Origin of the sequence: Brevibacterium sp. BDJS002, from assembly GCF_028201555.1 — a bacterium.
GTDB classification, from domain to species: Bacteria; Actinomycetota; Actinomycetes; order Actinomycetales; family Brevibacteriaceae; genus Brevibacterium; species Brevibacterium aurantiacum.
In genome coordinates, this window is record NZ_CP116392.1 from 2,965,836 (window position 1) to 2,982,912 (window position 17,077).

General features: G+C 63.7%; 15 protein-coding genes and 2 tRNA genes. 11 read left to right on the top strand and 6 right to left on the bottom strand.

Annotated elements, in window-relative coordinates; all coding sequences use genetic code 11:
- The first annotated feature begins 15 nt into the window (after positions 1–15).
- Positions 16–834 (top strand): siderophore-interacting protein, encoded by an 819-nt coding sequence (locus PGC08_RS13725; RefSeq protein ID WP_271708621.1) that lies wholly within the window; start codon positions 16–18, stop codon positions 832–834.
- Positions 835–883: 49 nt separating this feature from the next.
- Here PGC08_RS13725 and PGC08_RS13730 read toward each other — a convergent pair whose 3' ends face one another.
- The 5 genes from PGC08_RS13730 to PGC08_RS13750 all read right to left on the bottom strand — a co-directional run bounded on the left by PGC08_RS13730 (position 884) and on the right by PGC08_RS13750 (position 5,881).
- The gene (locus PGC08_RS13730; protein WP_271708622.1) at positions 884–3,157 is read right to left on the bottom strand and encodes a choice-of-anchor I family protein; all 2,274 of its coding nucleotides are present in this window, start codon (positions 3,155–3,157) and stop codon (positions 884–886) included.
- 148 nt (positions 3,158–3,305) lie between these two features.
- Positions 3,306–4,229 carry a dihydrodipicolinate synthase family protein gene (locus tag PGC08_RS13735; RefSeq protein ID WP_009882701.1) on the bottom strand — a complete coding sequence of 308 codons (924 nt, stop codon included), beginning with the start codon at positions 4,227–4,229 and terminating at the stop codon, positions 3,306–3,308.
- Complete coding sequence (locus tag PGC08_RS13740; protein WP_069600518.1) at positions 4,226–5,089, bottom strand: ribokinase; 864 nt, start codon at positions 5,087–5,089, stop codon at positions 4,226–4,228. The genes PGC08_RS13735 and PGC08_RS13740 overlap by 4 nt, the downstream gene beginning before the upstream one ends.
- A gap of 90 nt (positions 5,090–5,179) precedes the next feature.
- On the bottom strand, positions 5,180–5,608 hold the full coding sequence (locus PGC08_RS13745; RefSeq protein WP_271708623.1) for an organic hydroperoxide resistance protein: 429 nt from the start codon (positions 5,606–5,608) through the stop codon (positions 5,180–5,182).
- Positions 5,609–5,808: 200 nt separating this feature from the next.
- A tRNA-His gene (locus PGC08_RS13750) sits at positions 5,809–5,881 on the bottom strand.
- A gap of 224 nt (positions 5,882–6,105) precedes the next feature.
- Between PGC08_RS13750 and PGC08_RS13755 the strand changes: the two genes are divergently transcribed.
- From PGC08_RS13755 to PGC08_RS13780, 6 genes are all read left to right on the top strand, one after another.
- On the top strand, positions 6,106–7,785 hold the full coding sequence (locus PGC08_RS13755; RefSeq protein WP_127362234.1) for a hypothetical protein: 1,680 nt from the start codon (positions 6,106–6,108) through the stop codon (positions 7,783–7,785).
- A gap of 568 nt (positions 7,786–8,353) precedes the next feature.
- Positions 8,354–9,529 carry a hypothetical protein gene (locus tag PGC08_RS13760; RefSeq protein WP_271708624.1) on the top strand — a complete coding sequence of 392 codons (1,176 nt, stop codon included), beginning with the start codon at positions 8,354–8,356 and terminating at the stop codon, positions 9,527–9,529.
- Positions 9,530–9,583: 54 nt separating this feature from the next.
- Positions 9,584–10,327, top strand: coding sequence for an ASCH domain-containing protein (locus tag PGC08_RS13765; RefSeq protein ID WP_096161197.1), 744 nt, complete (start codon positions 9,584–9,586; stop codon positions 10,325–10,327).
- Positions 10,328–10,420: 93 nt separating this feature from the next.
- Positions 10,421–10,711, top strand: a complete 291-nt coding sequence (locus PGC08_RS13770; RefSeq protein ID WP_009882709.1) for a DUF3618 domain-containing protein — start codon at positions 10,421–10,423, stop codon at positions 10,709–10,711.
- Complete coding sequence (locus PGC08_RS13775) at positions 10,704–11,024, top strand: GroES family chaperonin (RefSeq protein ID WP_096161198.1); 321 nt, start codon at positions 10,704–10,706, stop codon at positions 11,022–11,024. Before PGC08_RS13770 ends, PGC08_RS13775 begins: the two co-directional genes overlap by 8 nt.
- Positions 11,025–11,134: 110 nt before the next feature.
- Positions 11,135–11,210 (top strand) — tRNA-Lys (locus PGC08_RS13780).
- Positions 11,211–11,712: 502 nt separating this feature from the next.
- On the opposite strand, the gene PGC08_RS13785 is transcribed toward PGC08_RS13780, so the two are convergent.
- The gene (locus tag PGC08_RS13785; RefSeq protein ID WP_271708625.1) at positions 11,713–12,351 is read right to left on the bottom strand and encodes a GntR family transcriptional regulator; all 639 of its coding nucleotides are present in this window, start codon (positions 12,349–12,351) and stop codon (positions 11,713–11,715) included.
- 203 nt (positions 12,352–12,554) lie between these two features.
- On the opposite strand from PGC08_RS13785, the gene PGC08_RS13790 reads away from it, so the two are divergent.
- Genes PGC08_RS13790 through PGC08_RS13805 form a run of 4 tightly spaced genes read left to right on the top strand, consistent with a single transcriptional unit; the run spans position 12,555 to position 17,075 of the window.
- Complete coding sequence (locus PGC08_RS13790; protein ID WP_271708626.1) at positions 12,555–13,805, top strand: NRAMP family divalent metal transporter; 1,251 nt, start codon at positions 12,555–12,557, stop codon at positions 13,803–13,805.
- 2 nt (positions 13,806–13,807) lie between these two features.
- The gene (locus PGC08_RS13795) at positions 13,808–14,608 is read left to right on the top strand and encodes a LamB/YcsF family protein (protein ID WP_271708627.1); all 801 of its coding nucleotides are present in this window, start codon (positions 13,808–13,810) and stop codon (positions 14,606–14,608) included.
- Positions 14,605–15,429, top strand: coding sequence for a putative hydro-lyase (locus PGC08_RS13800; protein ID WP_193084302.1), 825 nt, complete (start codon positions 14,605–14,607; stop codon positions 15,427–15,429). The genes PGC08_RS13795 and PGC08_RS13800 overlap by 4 nt, the downstream gene beginning before the upstream one ends.
- Complete coding sequence (locus tag PGC08_RS13805) at positions 15,426–17,075, top strand: urea amidolyase family protein (protein WP_193084303.1); 1,650 nt, start codon at positions 15,426–15,428, stop codon at positions 17,073–17,075. Before PGC08_RS13800 ends, PGC08_RS13805 begins: the two co-directional genes overlap by 4 nt.
- Positions 17,076–17,077: the final 2 nt, after the last annotated feature.

Here is a 17,077-nt window from a genome sequence, read left to right on the forward strand (position 1 = left end):
CCAGGAAGGCTCTCTATGTCGACGACGCACACAACGCAGAACAGCTCAGCCCGTCCACCCCGGCCGCAGGCCATCCTCACCGTCCACGAGGTCACCGCCATCTCCCCGAACCTGATTCGCATCAGGGCCGGCGGTGAGGGCTTCGATGCCCTCAACAGCAACGAGGCGACCGACAAATACGTCAAGCTCATGTTCGCCGACCCCGCACACGGTCTCACTCCGCCCTATGATCTGGCAGAGCTGCGGGAGAACTCCTCCGAGAAGCTGCCCCGCAACCGCACCTATACCGTGCGGGAGATCAACGAAGACGAGAAATGGCTGTCACTGGACTTCGTCATCCACGGTGACGAGGGCGTTGCAGGCCCCTGGGCCAAGACCGCGCAGCCAGGTGACACCATCGTCATGGTCGGTGCCGGAGGCAAGTACCGGCCGAACCCCGATGCCGCATGGCATCTGCTCATTGCCGACCACACCGCAATACCTGCTGTCAGCACCGCGCTTGAAGCCATGGACACCGAGGCGAAGGGCACCGTCATCGCCGCCGTCGCAGACGAAGCAGACCGGCTGCTGCCGGCCACACCTGCTGGCGTCACCGTGGTCTGGGTCGACAATGACGATGAGCTCATCTCCGCTGTTCGCGAGCTCGACTGGTCCGAAGGAACACCGCAGGTCTTCGCCCACGGTGAGCGCGGGACCATCAAAACGATCCGGACGGTCCTCAAGGAACACGAGGTGCCCCGTGAGTCGCTGTCGATCTCAGCCTATTGGGCTCGCGGTCGCGCCGAGGACCAGTTCCAGGCCGAGAAACGCGAACCCATCGGCAAGATCGACTGACACCATCGCAGGCTTCAGTCCCACCCAGCCGAGCAGAGAATCTTCGCGCTCAATCCCACCCGATTGAGCCGAGGACGTCGTTGCTCGACTGTGCCCCGCTGCGGCGACCGTCTCCGCGACGACCGTTCCGACGGCGACGTGCCAGGTAGATGGCAAGGACACCGAAGCCGATGAGACCCAGCGCGATGCCGGCCATGATGAGGTACTGGCCCATGTCCGCACCGGTGCGCGGCAGCGAGCCTGCATTGTCGCCGTCTGCGTCTGTCCCGTCGGAGGACGCGCCGGCGTCGCTGTTCGCCCCGGACTCTGACCCTTCGGAGTCTGCGGCAGAGTCTTCGCCTGCACCCGTGGAGTCGGCAGCTCCGTCGGTGTCCTCGGAGCTGTCGGAAGTGGTCGAGTCGTTGGAGTCCGTGGAGTTGCCTGAGTCGTTGGAATCGGCCGAAGCACCGGAGTCGGAGGAAGCCTCTGAGGTACCTGAGCTGTCGGCATCCGTGGAGTCATCGGATGCAGCCGAGCTGTCGGATTCGGCTGAGTCGTTGGAATCAGTCGAGTCGTCCGAGTCAGCTGAGTCGTCAGTTTCGGCCTCTGGGTCCGAACCGCCGTCGTCGTTGAGATCGGCGACGGAGTACAGGCTGGTGGTGCCTGAGACCTCGTTGCCGACGACGAGGGCGGCCTCTTCGGTCGCAGACTCGTCGGCACCGAGGAAGGTGATGCCTTCCGGTCCGAGGTCGCCTGCGCTGGAGAGCAGAGCGTCTGGGTCGGCGGCGTCCTCGATCTCATCTTCGACGGAGACCGAGAAGTCACGGTTGTTGAAATAGGTGGCGAACGTGGGGTTCGTTGGGTCGCTGAGGTCGAAGGCGGCGATTCCGCCCACCCGTTCGAACCCGACGAAGGCATAGGTGGTCTCACCCACCTGACCAACAGTCAGCGCCTCGGGTTCTGGCCCCTTGTCATCGCTGCGACCTTCGAGGTTGGACTCGGAATGGTTGGAGTTGAAGAAATCGGGAATCGCCTCGGCGGTCATCTGTTCGAAGCTGTCGCCGGAGTCGGCGACGAGCGTACCGTCGGTCGTCCACACGGAGAAGGATCGGGCACCGAAGGAGTAGAGCTCTTCATAGCAGTCTCCGCTTTCGCTCAGCCCCAGGTCGGTGATGATGTTGAGCCTGCCCAGGTCCTCGTCACCGAGTTTGTCGGCCAGCGGGGAGGTCTCACAGACCGGTGCCAATTCGTCCTCGCCGAGGTCTTTGACCCTGGCTGCGTCGACGAAGTCGCCCCATTCTCTGGAGTCTCCTTCGTTGGCGGTGACCAGGTAGTCGGTGCCGCCGGAGGTGAATGTTGAGATCGTGTCGGGCATGTAGGCGCCCTTGAGTCCCGGGTATTCAGCGATGTTCTTCTCCGGAGCATCCTCTGGGTCTCGGTCGGAGGCGTCGAGTCCATTGCCGACCTGACCATGATCCTTGAAGCCCAGCGGCAGAACCTCGGTGACTTCGGCTGTCGCGATATCGAGAACGGCGATCGCATTCGCCTCCTGCAACGTGGCGTATGCCTTGTCACCTGCGACGGTGATGTATTCGGGTTCGAGGTTGCGAGACACCGGCAGATCGTCGTGCGGTTCGGGTCCGAAGACGCGAACGTCGTCGGGCAGCGTCTTCGAACCGCTTTCCTCGAAGTCGTGGAAGTCGGCGGCGTGCACATCCGATTCCTCGGGTGCGGCCACCTCGGCGGGCAGGTCGACCACGGATACGGACCCTTCAGGGTCGGTGGCGAAATCCTCGTCCGGTTCGCCCTCGTTAGCCACCAGCGCATGCGCGCCGTCCGGGGTCAGCGCCACCATGTCCGGCAGCGATCCCACCGAAACAGTGCCCAGCACCGTCGCCGAGGTGTCGGTGGCGTCGAAGAACATCAACGATCCCGGTGCGGTCTTGTCCTCGTTCTCCAGCGCGATGACGCCGAGTCCGTCGTCACGGACGGCGATGGAGTTCGCGATTCCGGAACCGGTGATTTCACCGGACTTCTCGGGCTTGTGCGGATCGGAGATGTCGATGATGTCGACGGTTGCCGCCTGCGCATTGACGGTGAAGGCCGTGTCGCCGTGGACGGCGGTGATCTCTGCGGCGGACTCGTCGAACTGGCCGGTCTCGTGCGAGCCGAGGAATCCGAGGTCCACGCCTGCCTCCGGCGCGGAGTAGCTGATGGGCTCACTCACCTCGGCCGCGGCTGCTGCTCCAGTGCCGATCATCGTCCCTGTAGCGCTCAGGCCTGCGGTCAGCAGCAGGACGGTCAGGGCGGCCGTGGTTGAGCGCGAGGTGGACTGATGCGTCATCGGTTCTCCGGAGTCGAGGTGATCGAGGGGGCGAAACTGCCCGCAACCACTTATATATAGGCAGGCGGTCTGTCTCTGCCTCGAACTCCGGGTGGATTCCGAGTGAACACACGTGCCCTGCTCCGGGCGAAACCTCGAGCGCGGTCGCTCAGTCGAGGTGGAGGGTATCGGCCACCTCGGCGGCTTTCCTCTTCTGGTCATCGGTGAGGCCGAGGATCGGAAGGGGCAGGGAATGCGGGGCAACCAGTCCCAGATGTTCGGCGATCGCGGCGGTGACTCGAAGGCTGCCGCCGAGTTCGGCGAAGAGATCCCACAGAGGCTGGAGTTCGGCGGAGAGTTCCAACGCCCGGTCCGCTTCGCCGTTCTGGGCGGCGCGGGTGATCGCGAGCATCGGGGCCGGCAGGGTTCCGCCGACGGCCGTGTACCAGGCATCGCAGCCGGCATTGAGGCCGGAAGCTCCGAACGCGTCACCGGAGATCCCGATGCTCACGCGGTTGCCGGTGGCGGCCCGAATCCGTTCGACATGGGCGGTGAAGTCCGGAGGCGACATCGCCTGCCCGGGAATCTTGATCGAGGCCACGCCGTCGAGATCGGCCAGTCGGGCGTAGAGATCAAGGGTGAACGTGAAGTGCGTGGTGCCCGGATTGTCGTAGACGACGACGGGAAGATCGGTCGCCGAGGTGACCGTGCGGAAAAGTTCGAACACGTCGTCCTCGGTCAGCGGCTGATAGCTGACGGGAGCGAGCAGGAGTCCCTGGGCGCCAGCGGCTTCAGCCGCGGCCACATTTGCCAGAACGTCGCGCGTGCGCAGTGCTCCAATCCCGACGAACACGGGGATCCCGGCAGCATGCTCGACGGTCAGCTGCGCGACTCGGGCGCGTTCGTCGGTGCTGAGATAGACATACGATCCGGTCGATCCCAGGGCAGTGATCGAATCGACGCCGGCGGCGACAAGACGCTGGAGCAGCCCCGCGTAGGCAGCCTCGTCGATCTCCTCGTCGCTGATCGGGGTGAGGGGGAAGGCGCTCAGGCCCGTGAACAGGTCAGGCGATGGAGCGTTCGGGTCCGTCATGTCGTGGTCTCCGTCGTAGTCGTCGATTGCAGGTAGTGCTCGAGTCGGTGGAATTCGGGTTGGGCATTCGGGTCCATCACGGCCTCGGCACCGACGGCATTGGCCACCGCCAGTGACCGTTGCCGCGAGTATCCGGCGGCCAGGGCGATGGTGAGGGCCGCGCAGAATGCGTCTCCGGCACCGACGGTGCTGACCGGTCGACGCGGCAATGCCTCTGCGAAGGCCACCTCTCGACCGTATTCGTATAACCCCGAACCCCGCGAACCATAGGTGATCGCCACCAGTTTCGCGTCTCGCAGCTGCGGGAGCAGATCGTATTCGCTCTCGTTGACGATGATGAGATCGGCTCGCTCGACCACCTCGGCGGGCAGAGGGAGAGCGGGGGCGGCGTTGATGACGAATCGTCCCGGCACGGTATGTGACAGTTCTGTGATCAGGTCCATGGATACTTCGAGCTGGGTGAGCACGGTCTCCTGGGCACCGAATTCGCATTCGGCAATGCTCACGTGGGCATTCGCGCCCTCGCACACGGCGATCTGATTCTCGCCAGCTGCATCGACCATGATGAGGGCGGTCCCGGTCCCCGAGTCGACGACTGCGATGCCATCGGTCCCGACACCGGCGCTCTGCAGTGCCTGTGTCATCGCCGCGCCTGCGGCATCCGAGCCCACGGCCCCGATCATCCTGGTCCTCGCGCCCAGTCGCGCCGCGGCACTGGCCTGGTTGGCACCCTTGCCGCCGGGACTATGGACGAGCCGACCCCCGCCCACGGTCTCACCGGCTGCGGGCAGTCGGTGGGTGATGGCGGTGATATCGGCGTTGATGCTGCCGACGACAGTGAGGTCGAGGTCAACGGTCATGGGTTCCTCCCCTCAGACCGATGTCGGCACCCGAGATGCCTCTCGGGTGCCGACATGTCGTCGTGTTCAGTTGGGTGTGCGGTGGGTCGGTCAGGCGCCGTGGACGACGAGTTCGACCGGGATGTTGCCGCGAGTGGCCTTCGAGTATGGGCAGAGTTCGTGGGTGCGGTCGACGACCTTCTGCGCGGTGTCCTGGTCGACGCCGGGGATGGTCACGGTGAGCTTGACGCTGATGCCGAAGCTCTCCCCTTCCTTGCCGATTCCGACTTCGGAGTTGACGACTGACTTCGAGGTGTCGACTTTCAGCTCCTTGCCCGCCAGACCCATCGCACCCTGGAAGCAGGCACCGTAGCCGACGGCGAAGAGCTGCTCGGGGTTGGTTCCGCCACCGGGCCCGCCCATTTCCTTGGGGCTGCGCAGATCGACGTCGAGTGCCTTGTCATCGGTAGCGCCATGACCGTCACGGCCTCCGGTGATCTCGGCCTTTGCGGTGTAGGCAATGCTCTCTGGGGTGTTCATAACACGTCTCCTGTTCGTTGAATCGTGATGTCACAGATCGTGGTCCTTCACGAAGAAGGCACCTGCGACCGAGTATTGTCACTTCACCGACGGAAGTCCAGGGGTGACCCTGTAGGTGATAGGCCAGATCGTGACCGACTGAAGAGGAACAGGAATGAGAAAAGCCCCGGAGTCTTCAGACTCCGGGGCTTCCCGTTCGGGGTGAGTAACGGGACTTGAACCCGCGACATCCGCGACCACAACGCGGCGCTCTACCAGCTGAGCTATACCCACCACATGCGCTGCAACCAGGTGCAGACAGCAAGATACATCCTAACCTCACTCAGGCACCCGGGCAAACTCACAGCGCATATGGTGCACAATGAGACACAGATCTCCTGACGTGCAACGATTCAGTAGCGATGTATAACGGTTTCGGAAAAACGGTAGGTGCATCCACTTGGATTCAATAGTATTGTCACGGTCCTATCCTCAATATCGTTCAAGGAACCCTGTACATGGCTCGTGCGCTGATCTCCGTCTCTCAGGACGGGTTCACCTATCTCACCCTCAACGGGGCGACGAGTCGCTACTCCGACACCGGACAGGCCATGACCTACCTTGGCGACTACGCCAGGGAGACAGCGACCCAAGTACCAGTGACCATCGACGACGGCAATCAGGAAGTCGACGTCGTCCTGGACGAGACCGGCAAGATCGCTCCCGCAGCTTCCGCATCACCGACTCCCCCTCCCTCGCAAGAACCTTCCTCCTCTCCCGCCGCACCCGCATCGGATGGGAACAGGTCGACGGATGAGTCCACGACCACCTCGGCGACGGACGGTGATCCTGCCGATGCACAGTCAGAGCGTCACCAACAGGGGAAGACCGACGCCGAGGCGGGCAATGGGGATGACTATCCCCTGGGCACTCCGTTCTCCGGACCTGCCGCACCCAACGCTCCGACAGTCAAGCGCACCCGAGTGCGCAAGCGCGCACCGCAGCACAAGAACTCACCACAGAATCGCCCCCAACGACTGAAGAAGATCACCGTTCCCGGACTCGTGCTCATCGGCATCGTGATCCTGATGATCGGGGCGTTCGTCATTCCCAACATCGTGCCTGCAGGCTCTCAGGACTCACCGCAGACGATCGAGTCGGAACAGCAGATCAATCCCGCGTCCGAACTCTCCGTGGACAAGACCGCGGACGTCGTTCCCGGCTTCGACAACTCGCCGACGTGGGAGACCAAGATCCCCAAAGACGCCTCGGTCACGGCCTCGGATCGTGGTGTCCTCGTCGTCGACGGCGGGAAGCTCGAAGTCCTCGACTCCGCGACAGGCAAATCCCGGTACTCGGGAAAGACCAGCGAAGCCCCGACCTTCGCCGTCGACACGATCATCGACGGCAAGCCCGCCCTGCTGTGGCAGGCCGGCGACACCGCCGAAGCGCTCATGGACGGTGAGGACAAGCCCAAGACCTATCAGCTGCCGGAGAACGCACGCATCACCTCGGCGGGCAAAAGCGTCCTCATCAAGTCGGGTAACCGTCTGTCCACCTTCGGTGTCGACGGTCTCGTGAATGTGCCGACTCCCGAATCGGGATCGACGCCGATGGCGATCGAGAACGACGAGCTCTTCAGCTCCGACTGGAACGGTCCGGTCAAGGCGAAGAACATCAAGTCCGGCGATGAGCGATCCGTCAAACTCGAAGCCCCCGCCGATGGACTCCAGATCATCAAATGGGTCTCGGCCGGTCATGGCAAGGCCGTCACGCTGTGGGGCGAACAGGGAGCATCGACGAACTCCGGTCACCGCATCCAACTCGTCGTCCACTCCTTGGAAGACGGTTCGATCCTCTCGACTGTGACCACCACGACCGACATCGTCGGCGAGATGTCATGGGTGCGCGGCCAAGGCGGAAAGCGAGCCTACATCGGCCCGTATCTCTTCGACCTGGAATCCGGGCTGCTGCTCATGGACACCTCGAGCAAGGACATCCACCTCTCGGAACCGCGCGGCACGATCGTGCCCTGCACCGTCGACAACGACGACTCCTGCCTGCTGGCTGGCAAACACGCCTACCGCACGGACACCAACCTGCTGGCGCTGACCGACGACGGCGGCAGAGCCATCGTCGACGGCGCAGACTCGACGATCCGGGCCTACGAGAAGTCGTCCGACACGAGCGAGAAATGACCGAAAACTTTCTCACCCTTGATGTAGCCATTAGGATGGGGAAAGACGTGCCTGTCTGCCAAGTCCCCTTGCACGTCTGATGCCGGAGTCCCCACACCGAAGGAACACAGTGCCAGCTACACGCGAGTTCAGCCGCACAGCGGCCGCCCTCGGCACTGCTCTTGCCCTGGTGCTGCTCCCGCTCACAGGCACAATCGCTCCAGCGAATGCGAGTGTCACGGACTCCGACCAGACCAGCTCATCAAGCTCGGGGACCACCACTTCCGATCCTGACGGATCTCCCGAAGGTGCTAGAGCTTTGGATCCAGGCGACGCGACAAGCTCCGTCACGGCTGATTCCGATTCTGGAAGCTCTGAGGCCGACGACGCCGATGGAGACGAAGGGGCGACTCCCGACGCCAACGCGGGCTCCGATAGTGGGAATGATGATACCGGGTGCGACCCGGAAAATAAGGCTCCCGAGGGTGATCCGTGTGATGTGAAAGAGCCGCTCGATACGACCTGGAACGAACCTCGCAAGACCATCAGGATATCGCCCTCCGAGGAATTGCCTGAGAGTTGGAAGAACGTGACTTTCCAAGGGCCGTCCCAGGCTGACGACAAGCGCTGGCCGGTCCAGAAGTCGTCGGACCCCGCAGAGGAACCTGCGTCCACGGCCAAAACCAATGGCGACATCGACGACAGCGGAAACTCACTTCCGCCGACCGCCGAGGAGGAATTGCCCACCGAGTTTCAGCTCAACGAGGACGGTTACGTCGTCGATCCCGACCATCCCGATGAAAAGATGGTCTTCGAGTACTTTACCGAGGACCCTGAGTGGACGTTCGATTCCGACGACGGAACCATCACTGTCAAAGGTGACGAATACACGAGCAGTGGCAACGGCGACGACGGGGCCTCGAACAGTGCGAACACGGAACAGGATGCTAGCAGCGACGGCACCGACGACGGAGGCGACATGGCCGGTGATGATGTCGAGGCGACTGGAAACAATACCGATACAGCCAGGTCCGATACTGAGGCCGACGGCACAGACTCGGACGCCGGCACAGACATCGACTCTTCCGCCGGCGACAACTCGGATTCCAACACCTCATCGGACTCGGAGAGCAAGTCCTCGTCCGACACTTCCTCCGACTCCGAATCCTCAGACTCGGCGAAAGCTGATTCCAAGGAATCCGACACCTCGTCATCGTCAGACGCCGATTCCTCCAAGCAGAATTCTGATTCGAACTCCTCATCAATATCCGACGGCTCCGATTCCGGCAGCTCCGATGACAAAGGCAGCTCGGACAAGGACGGCGGCAAGGACAGCAAGGACGACAAAGGCTCCGCGGACAAAGACGGCTCCGGAACAACCTCCAGCGATAGCGATGGCGGGCCAGTCGGCGATGACTCCACCCCAGACCCTGCGACCGGCAACGGTTCCTCGGACACACGCGATGAGATTCCTGGAGATGTCGGCGACGATTGGCTGCCCGGAAACGGCGACTCCCCACCTCCGGACTACTCGGATCCCGTCCCGCAGAACCCTGACACTCCAGTGCCGGATGATGACAAGGACCTCATCACCGGAGGCGAAACTCCCAAGCCTCGCAGCGACAAACCACCATCGACCTCGTTCGGTGAGTCGATTGTGTCAACTATTGCGAGTTCGTGGCCGATCTTCATCCTCGCAGCCTCAGGTATGGCCGCCGTCGGCTTCATCATCTGGATCGTCAGCCGACGCAATAAGCAGAACTGACCCGCCTCAGAACTGAGCCCACCTCACAGGTCCATGCTGTTCTAAGATCACAGCATGGACCTCTACGACTCAGAACTCGAGGTGATCGACGTCGCCGAATCTCTGGCAGCCACACTCGGAGCCGATGAGAATCACACGGTGGCAGCCGCCGTCATGGACACCTATGGTCGCATCCACACCGGCGTCAACGTCCACCACTTCACCGGCGGGCCCTGCGCTGAGCTCGTCGCCATCGGCAATGCGGCAGCCGCCGGAGCAGGTCCGCTGGTCACGATCGCAGCCGCCGGAGATGGCGGCCGGGGCCTCCTATCCCCCTGCGGACGCTGCCGTCAGGTAATCCTCGACCTGCACCCCGACGCACTCGTCGCAGTCCCCAGATCGGGCTCTGCTGGGCCTGCCAGCTCTGCCGGGTCTGCCATGATCGCTCCGATCTCCGCGCTCGTCCCCCACTACTACCGTCAGCCGGATTCGGCACCCCAACGCCTCCTGAGGTTCCACCCTCGCTATTACGAGGCGACCACCTCTGGGAGGAAGAACCTGACCGTGCGGTGGCAGGAATCCCACTCGCCAGGCCCTGCCTTGGCCTATTTCGAACACACCGAACACGGGCCGCTGCCCGTTGACATCACCTCGGTGAACACCCATCGCCTCAGCGAGCTGACACCGCAGATTCTGCAGTTGCAGGCTGGGTCGAGCATCGAGGGATATGTGACCAATCTGCGCGATCACTATCCGACCATGCCCGAAGACGCCGACGTCGAGATCCTGACTTTTCGGCTCTCCGCGGTCAATATCTGACACTGGGAGAATCAAGCGGTTAAGCTTGACACGAGGCACGCTGGCACCCCGTCACGTGCATGAATGTATTCTCGACCCGGAGGACCTGCCCCGATGACTGACAATGTCTACACCTCAGATGTGACCGTCGACTCAGCGTCACCCAGCCAGCTGGCGGAATCGATTCGCCTGCGCGAAGAGCGCATCGCGGACAACATCGATGAACTTGTGGGCCGTGTCCACCCGAAGGTCCTTGCGACTCGCGCCGCTAACAAGGCGAAGTACTCCGTCGTTGAAGAGGAGAGCGGCTCGGTCAAGCCCGAGGCGGTTGCACTCGGCGTCGGAGTCGTCCTCGGCGTGGCCGCACTGATCGTGGGTGTCTCCGGCCGCAGCAAGCGTGGCTGAGTCCGCTCTGCCCATCCGCATGCTGCACGACCGGATCCTGGTGGATCCGGGCGAGGAGGCCGGGGAACGCAAATCCTCGGCAGGGATCGTCATCCCGGCAACTGCCAGCATGGGCAAGCGTCTCGTGTGGGGCAAGGTCGTCGCGGCCGGCCCACACGTGAGGCAGGCCAACCTCGGCGACACCGTCCTCTATGATCCTGAGGAGCTCGCCGAGGTGGAGCTGGAGGGGACGGCGTACGTGCTCCTGCGTGAGCGCGACGTCCACGCGATCTCAGAACCAGCGGAGCAGTCGCGGTCCGGGATGTACCTCTGACGTGCAGGTATGCGAGCTACCTCACAAAATCTGAAAAGTGCCGTTCTCAGTTTGCATGAACCCTGGGAACCTGAGTAATATTAATTCTCGTTGCGCGGCAAGCGCAGCTCGCACCTCTAGCTCAATTGGTAGAGCAACTGACTCTTAATCAGTGGGTTCCGGGTTCAAGTCCCGGGGGGTGCACCACAGCAAAGAAACCGCCGTTCGGATCATCCGAACGGCGGTTTCTTGTTTGTCTTCCGTAACTGGCACCAGGGTCGGTGTCAGCTGGCTAGTGTTGGCGTCGAACCGGTGCCTTGGCCGCAGATCGGACTGGTGTCCTCGTTGCTCTGCGGGCTCTGCCGTTCATCCGGGTCCTATAGGGCTTGAGTGCATTCTCCGAAACGCCGCAGCCGTCTGCGCACTCGAGCATGGGGTTGAGATTCACTCCGTCACCGGGTTCCGCAGCAGCGGCGGTGTCAATGAGACGGCCGTAGCAGTCGGGACAGAGATATGGTGCATACTTCATTGCGCACTCCTTGCAGACCGACCACTGTCTGATCTGCCGATAGACATGCAGGCCTGGGCCGACATGGGCGTATGCAATTTGCACAAACACGTCTCTATGAGTCTAGCAGTCGGGCCCCAACGGCCCCGGCGCTGAGAAGATCGCACTCAGGCTGAGAAGATCGCACTCAGAACATGGTGCTCAGTCCTGGCCGGCGCGGGCGTAGGCGCCGAGGACCTGACGTTCGGAGTCACCGAGGTACGCACCGAGTTTCGCGGCCGCTTCCTTCGGGGTCTCATTCAGATAGGCGTCGAGGACCTCTTGGTTGCGTTCGACGAACGGCGCATGGAGGAAGTCGAGAACCTCTACCTTGAGGAAGGCCAAGCGCAGCTCGGCCAGGACATTGCCGAACGAGCGCATCAGCCGGGAGCTGTCCGACAGCGAGACCACAGCATTGTGGAACGACATATTCAGCGTTCCCACCTGCAGCCAGTCATCGGCGGCCGCGGCAGCCTGTGCGGCTTCCACCGCCCGGCGCATCTCCTCGGCGCCCGGATGGTTCTTCGGAGCATTCTCCAGCACAGAGCATTCGATGTGGCGTCGCACCCGGTAGATGTCGATGACATCGGAGGTGTTCGGTGAGGCCACCGAGACTCCACGGTGCGGGATGTGATTGACCAGCCCCTGCTCCCCCAGCACGCGGAAGGCTTCGCGCAGAGTGTTGCGGGAGACGTCGAACTCCTTTGCCAAGGCGGCTTCGGACAGGCGGACGCCGGGCGGCAGCTCACCGGCAATGAGGCGGTCGGTGAGCTGATTGACCAGGGACGATTCGTGATTCACGGTTCCATCCTAGTGATCAAGGCAACAAATGCCTCAAGTTCGTGGGAACAATTCCTGAACTGAGATGTGACTCAAGTCTATTCTTGTTGAACAATCCATGCTAGATTGTCTAACGCTTCACCGATAGTGACGCGGACCACCACCGTGGTTGGTCCTCTATCCTTCGGCGAGGCAGACCAGACGTCAGGCAACTTGGAGATCCCATGTCACAGCCGCAAGATCAGACCACGAAACCGTCAGTGAAGGTCAGCCGCAGTGCGATCCTCGGTGCCATCTTCCTCATGGCCACCTCGGCGATCGGCCCCGGCTTCATCACCCAGACGGCGACATTCACCGCTCAGATGGGCGCAGCCTTCGCCTTCGCGATCTTCGTTTCGATCCTCATCGACATCGCCATCCAGCTCAATGTCTGGCGGATGATCACGTCGTCGGGCAAGCGGGCCGCGCAGCTCGCCTCGAGCGCCATCCCGGGCACGGGCATCCTCCTGTCCGTCCTCATCGTCATCGGCGGTCTGGCCTTCAACATCGGCAACATCGCCGGCGGCGGACTCGGCCTCAACGCCCTCCTCGGCATCGACCCGAAGCTCGGCGGCCTGCTCACCGGCGTGCTGGCCATCGGCATCTTCCTGTTCAAACGTGCGGGCAAGGTCGTCGACGCCGTCGTCATGGTCCTCGGCGTCGGCATGATCATCCTCACCGTCATCGTCGCGATCGCCTCCAACCCACCGGTCGGTGAAGCGATCAAGCAGAGCTTCCTGCCCGACACCATCAACTTCGCCACCATCACAACCATCGTGGGCGGAACTGTCGGCGGCTACATCACCTACTCGGGAGCCCACCGCTACCTCGACTCGGGCAAGACCGGACCGGAGCACGCTCCCTCAGTGATGCGCTCGGCACTCACAGGCATCCTCGTCACCGGCGTCATGCGCTATGTGCTGTTCCTGGCCATCCTCGGCGTCGTCGCCTCGGGAGTCGCTCTCGATCTCAGCGGCCAGGCCGCCAACCCTGCCGGTCAGGCGTTCGCAGCCGTCCTCGGCGACGCCGGAATGCGCATCTTCGGTGCCATCTTCTGGGCCGCGGCATTGAGCTCGGTGATCGGGGCGGCCTACACTTCGGCGACATTCCTGTCCGCGTTCTCCAAACGCCTCGGCAAGGGCTGGCCGCTGCAGTTGGCCACGGTTGCGTTCATCACCGTCTCACTCATCGTCTACTTGAGCATCGGTACCGCCCCGGCCACTTTGCTCGTCTTCGTCGGCGGATTCAACGGACTCATCCTGCCGATCGGCCTGACGATCTTTATGTACATCGGCTGGTTCAGACCTCGACTCCTGCGAGTCGACAAGTACCCCAAGTGGTTGCTGATCATCGGCACCGCGGCAACACTGGTGATGTGGTACACGGCCGTCGGATCGGTCGGCCCCATCTTCGCAATGATCGGAATCGGAGGATGACAATGAACGCGACAGGCACGAGCGCCACCGGCGCGATGACCATCGACCTCAACTCGGATCTCGGGGAGAACGTCCCCGACCGCGTCGTCAGCGACGATGCGGCCATGCTGGACCTGGTGACCAGCGCCAACGTCTCCTGCGGTTTCCATGCCGGCAGTCCCGAGGGCATCCGGGAGACCCTCGCCGCGGCGACGCAGGGTGGAGTCGTGATCGGCGCTCACCCCGGCTACGACGACTACGAGGGATTCGGTCGGCGCCCCCTTGACGTCCCCGCCTCCACCCTGCAGGCGCAGGTCGAATACCAGATCGGCGCTCTCCTGGGCCTGACAGCGGCAGTCGGCGGTTCCGTCGCCTACGTCAAACCCCATGGTGGTCTCTACAACGCCATCGTCCGTGACGAGGCTCAGGCCAAGGTTGTCGTCGACGCGGTCAAGGCCGTCGATCCGTCCCTGGTCTTCCTCGGCCTGGCCGGCAGCGTGGCCAATCGCGTCGCCGCAGATGCGGGGCTCAACGTCGCCGCCGAGGCCTTCGCCGACCGCTCCTACAATCCCGATGGTTCGCTGGTGGCTCGCACCGAACCCAATGCTGTCCTCCACGACCCCGAAACTGTGGCCGCGCGTGTCCTGCGCCTGGTCCAGACGGGTCAGGTCGAGGCCATCGACGGCAGCCTCGTCGACGTCGACGCCCAGTCCATCTGCTTCCACGGCGACAGCCAGGGTTCCATCGACATGGCCCGGGCCGCCCGGGAGCTACTCGAATCCTCGGGCGTGAGGATCGCGGCCTTCGCCGGTGCCGTTCGATGAGCAGCGATCACAGCACCGCCGGAGCTCAGGCATCTGCTGGGAAGGAGGCGTCTGCTGGGAAGCAGGCCCGCGAGCGCATCCGGGCAGGTTCCACGGAACCCACCTCGGGGCTGGCTCCCGGTCTGGTCCAGGCCAACCTCATTGCCGTGCCTGCCGACTGGGCCTTCGACATGCTCCTCTTCGCCCAACGCAATCCGAAACCTTGCCCAGTTATCGACGTCCTCGAACCAGGGCAGGTCGAATCGAGTCTGGCGCCGGGCAGCGACCTCCGCACCGACATCCCCGGATACCGATTGTGGGAGAACGGTGAACTCGTCGAGGAGGTCACCGACGCGAGCGCAGCCTGGGCAGATCATCCCGACCTCGTGTCCTTCCTCATCGGGTGCAGCTTCACCTTCGAATCCGGGCTGACCGAGGCTGGCATTCCCATCCGCCACCAGGAGGCCGGACGCAACGTGCCGATGTATCGCACGTCCACCGCCTGCACCCCGGCCGGTCGGGTCCACGGCGACATGGTTGTGTCCATGCGTCCCATCCCGGCCCGACAGGTCGCCGAGGCGGTGCGCATCACCGACCGCTTCCCCGCCGTCCACGGGGCCCCCATCCACATCGGCGACCCCGAGCAGATCGGCGTCACCGACCTTCACTCCCCCGACTTCGGCGACGCCCCCGCAATCCAGGACGGGGACATCCCCGTGTTCTGGGCCTGCGGAGTCACACCTCAGCTCGCCATCCAGGCATCGGCCCCACCCTTTGCGATCACGCACTCACCGGGCCGGATGTTCATCACCGATGCGCCGGAAGGCAACTACCGCCAATGATCGACACCCTTGACTTCCATACCGCCTCCCGTCGTCATCTCCTCGTCGAATGCGGGGACCTGGCGGCCACGATGCACCTGCATCAGGGGCTGCAGGCGGCGGCATTGCCCGGGGTCGATGAGCTGATCCCAGCCGCGCGGACCGTGCTCATCCGATTCAACCCGACCCGCACCTCGGCGTCAGTGCTTGCAGATCAGATCCGCGGACTCGAACACACAGGCACGGACTCAACCGAGTCCCGTGAGGTCACGATCGATGTCCACTACGACGGTGAGGACCTTCACGAGGTGGCCGATCTCCTCTCCCTGTCCCCCGCCGAGGTAGTGACCCGGCATCAGCGCGCCACCTGGCAGGTCGCGTTCTCCGGTTTCGCCCCCGGATTCGGGTACCTGGCCGGTGACGACCCGATCTTCGACGTTCCCCGCCGATCCTCCCCGCGCACCCGTGTGCCCGTGGGCGCGGTGGCTTTGGCCGGGGAATTCACAGGCGTCTACCCTCGCGCCTCCCCCGGCGGCTGGCAGCTCATCGGCCGCACCGATGCCACGCTGTGGGACCTCGACCGGGAACCCCCTGCCCTGTTCGTGCCCGGAACGACCGTCAGATTCTGCGAAGCCGACCGGGAAACGGTGACGGTGAGCGAGAAGTCCGTCAGCGCTGTCTCGCCTCCTCCACAGCCGGACGCAGCTGTCACGGCGCATTCCTGCACGGTCATCCGTCCCGGACTGCAGCTGCTCGTCCAGGACCTCGGTCGTCCCGGCTTCGCGGCCATGGGCGTCTCGAGCGCAGGAGCCGCCGATCGCAGTGCACTGCAGACTGCCAACCGTCTCGTCGGCAACGCCGAGACCGCGGCCGGGCTGGAGAGCTTCGGCGGTGGGGTGAAGCTGGCTATCACCGGTGCCGGTGTGGCCGCTGTGACCGGGGCGAGGGCCACGATCACCGTGACCTCTGCCGAAGGTGCCGTCTTCCGGCACCACCTCGGCGAGGCCTTCTCACTCGACGACGGAGACGAACTCGAACTCGGCACTGCAGAGTGCGGGACCCGTGCCTACATTGCCTTCCGCGGCGGGATCACCACAGAGACTGCACTGGGCAGCGCCTCGGCAGACACCCTGGCCGGCCTCGGCCCTGCACACCTGGAGCCGGACACCACCGTTGCCCTCGGCCGACCGGAATCGGCACCCCACCTCGTCGACCCTGTCCGCAGTGCAGGTGGCCAACGGCACCTGCCGGCACCGGGAGAGACGATCGAACTGTCGGTGACGCTGGGACCACGCGCAGACTGGTTCACCTCCGCTGGTCTGCAGACCCTGCTGGGCCAGGTCTGGACGGTCACGCACGAATCCGATCGGGTCGGACTCAGGCTGAGCGGAGAGGTCCCACTCGAACGCTCCCGCACCGGCGAACTTCCCAGCGAAGGTGCCGTCACCGGGGCGCTGCAGGTCCCACCCAATGGCCAACCTGTGCTCTTCGGACCCGACCACCCGCTGACCGGGGGCTATCCGATCATCGCCAGCGTCGATGACACGGACCTGGTGGCGCAGCTGGCGCCCGGCATCAAGATCCGCTTCGTCACCGCCGACTCCTCGGTGGCCGACCATGCCACCAGCACAGACCACACCGCTCATTCACCGGAGAACGGACACTGAAT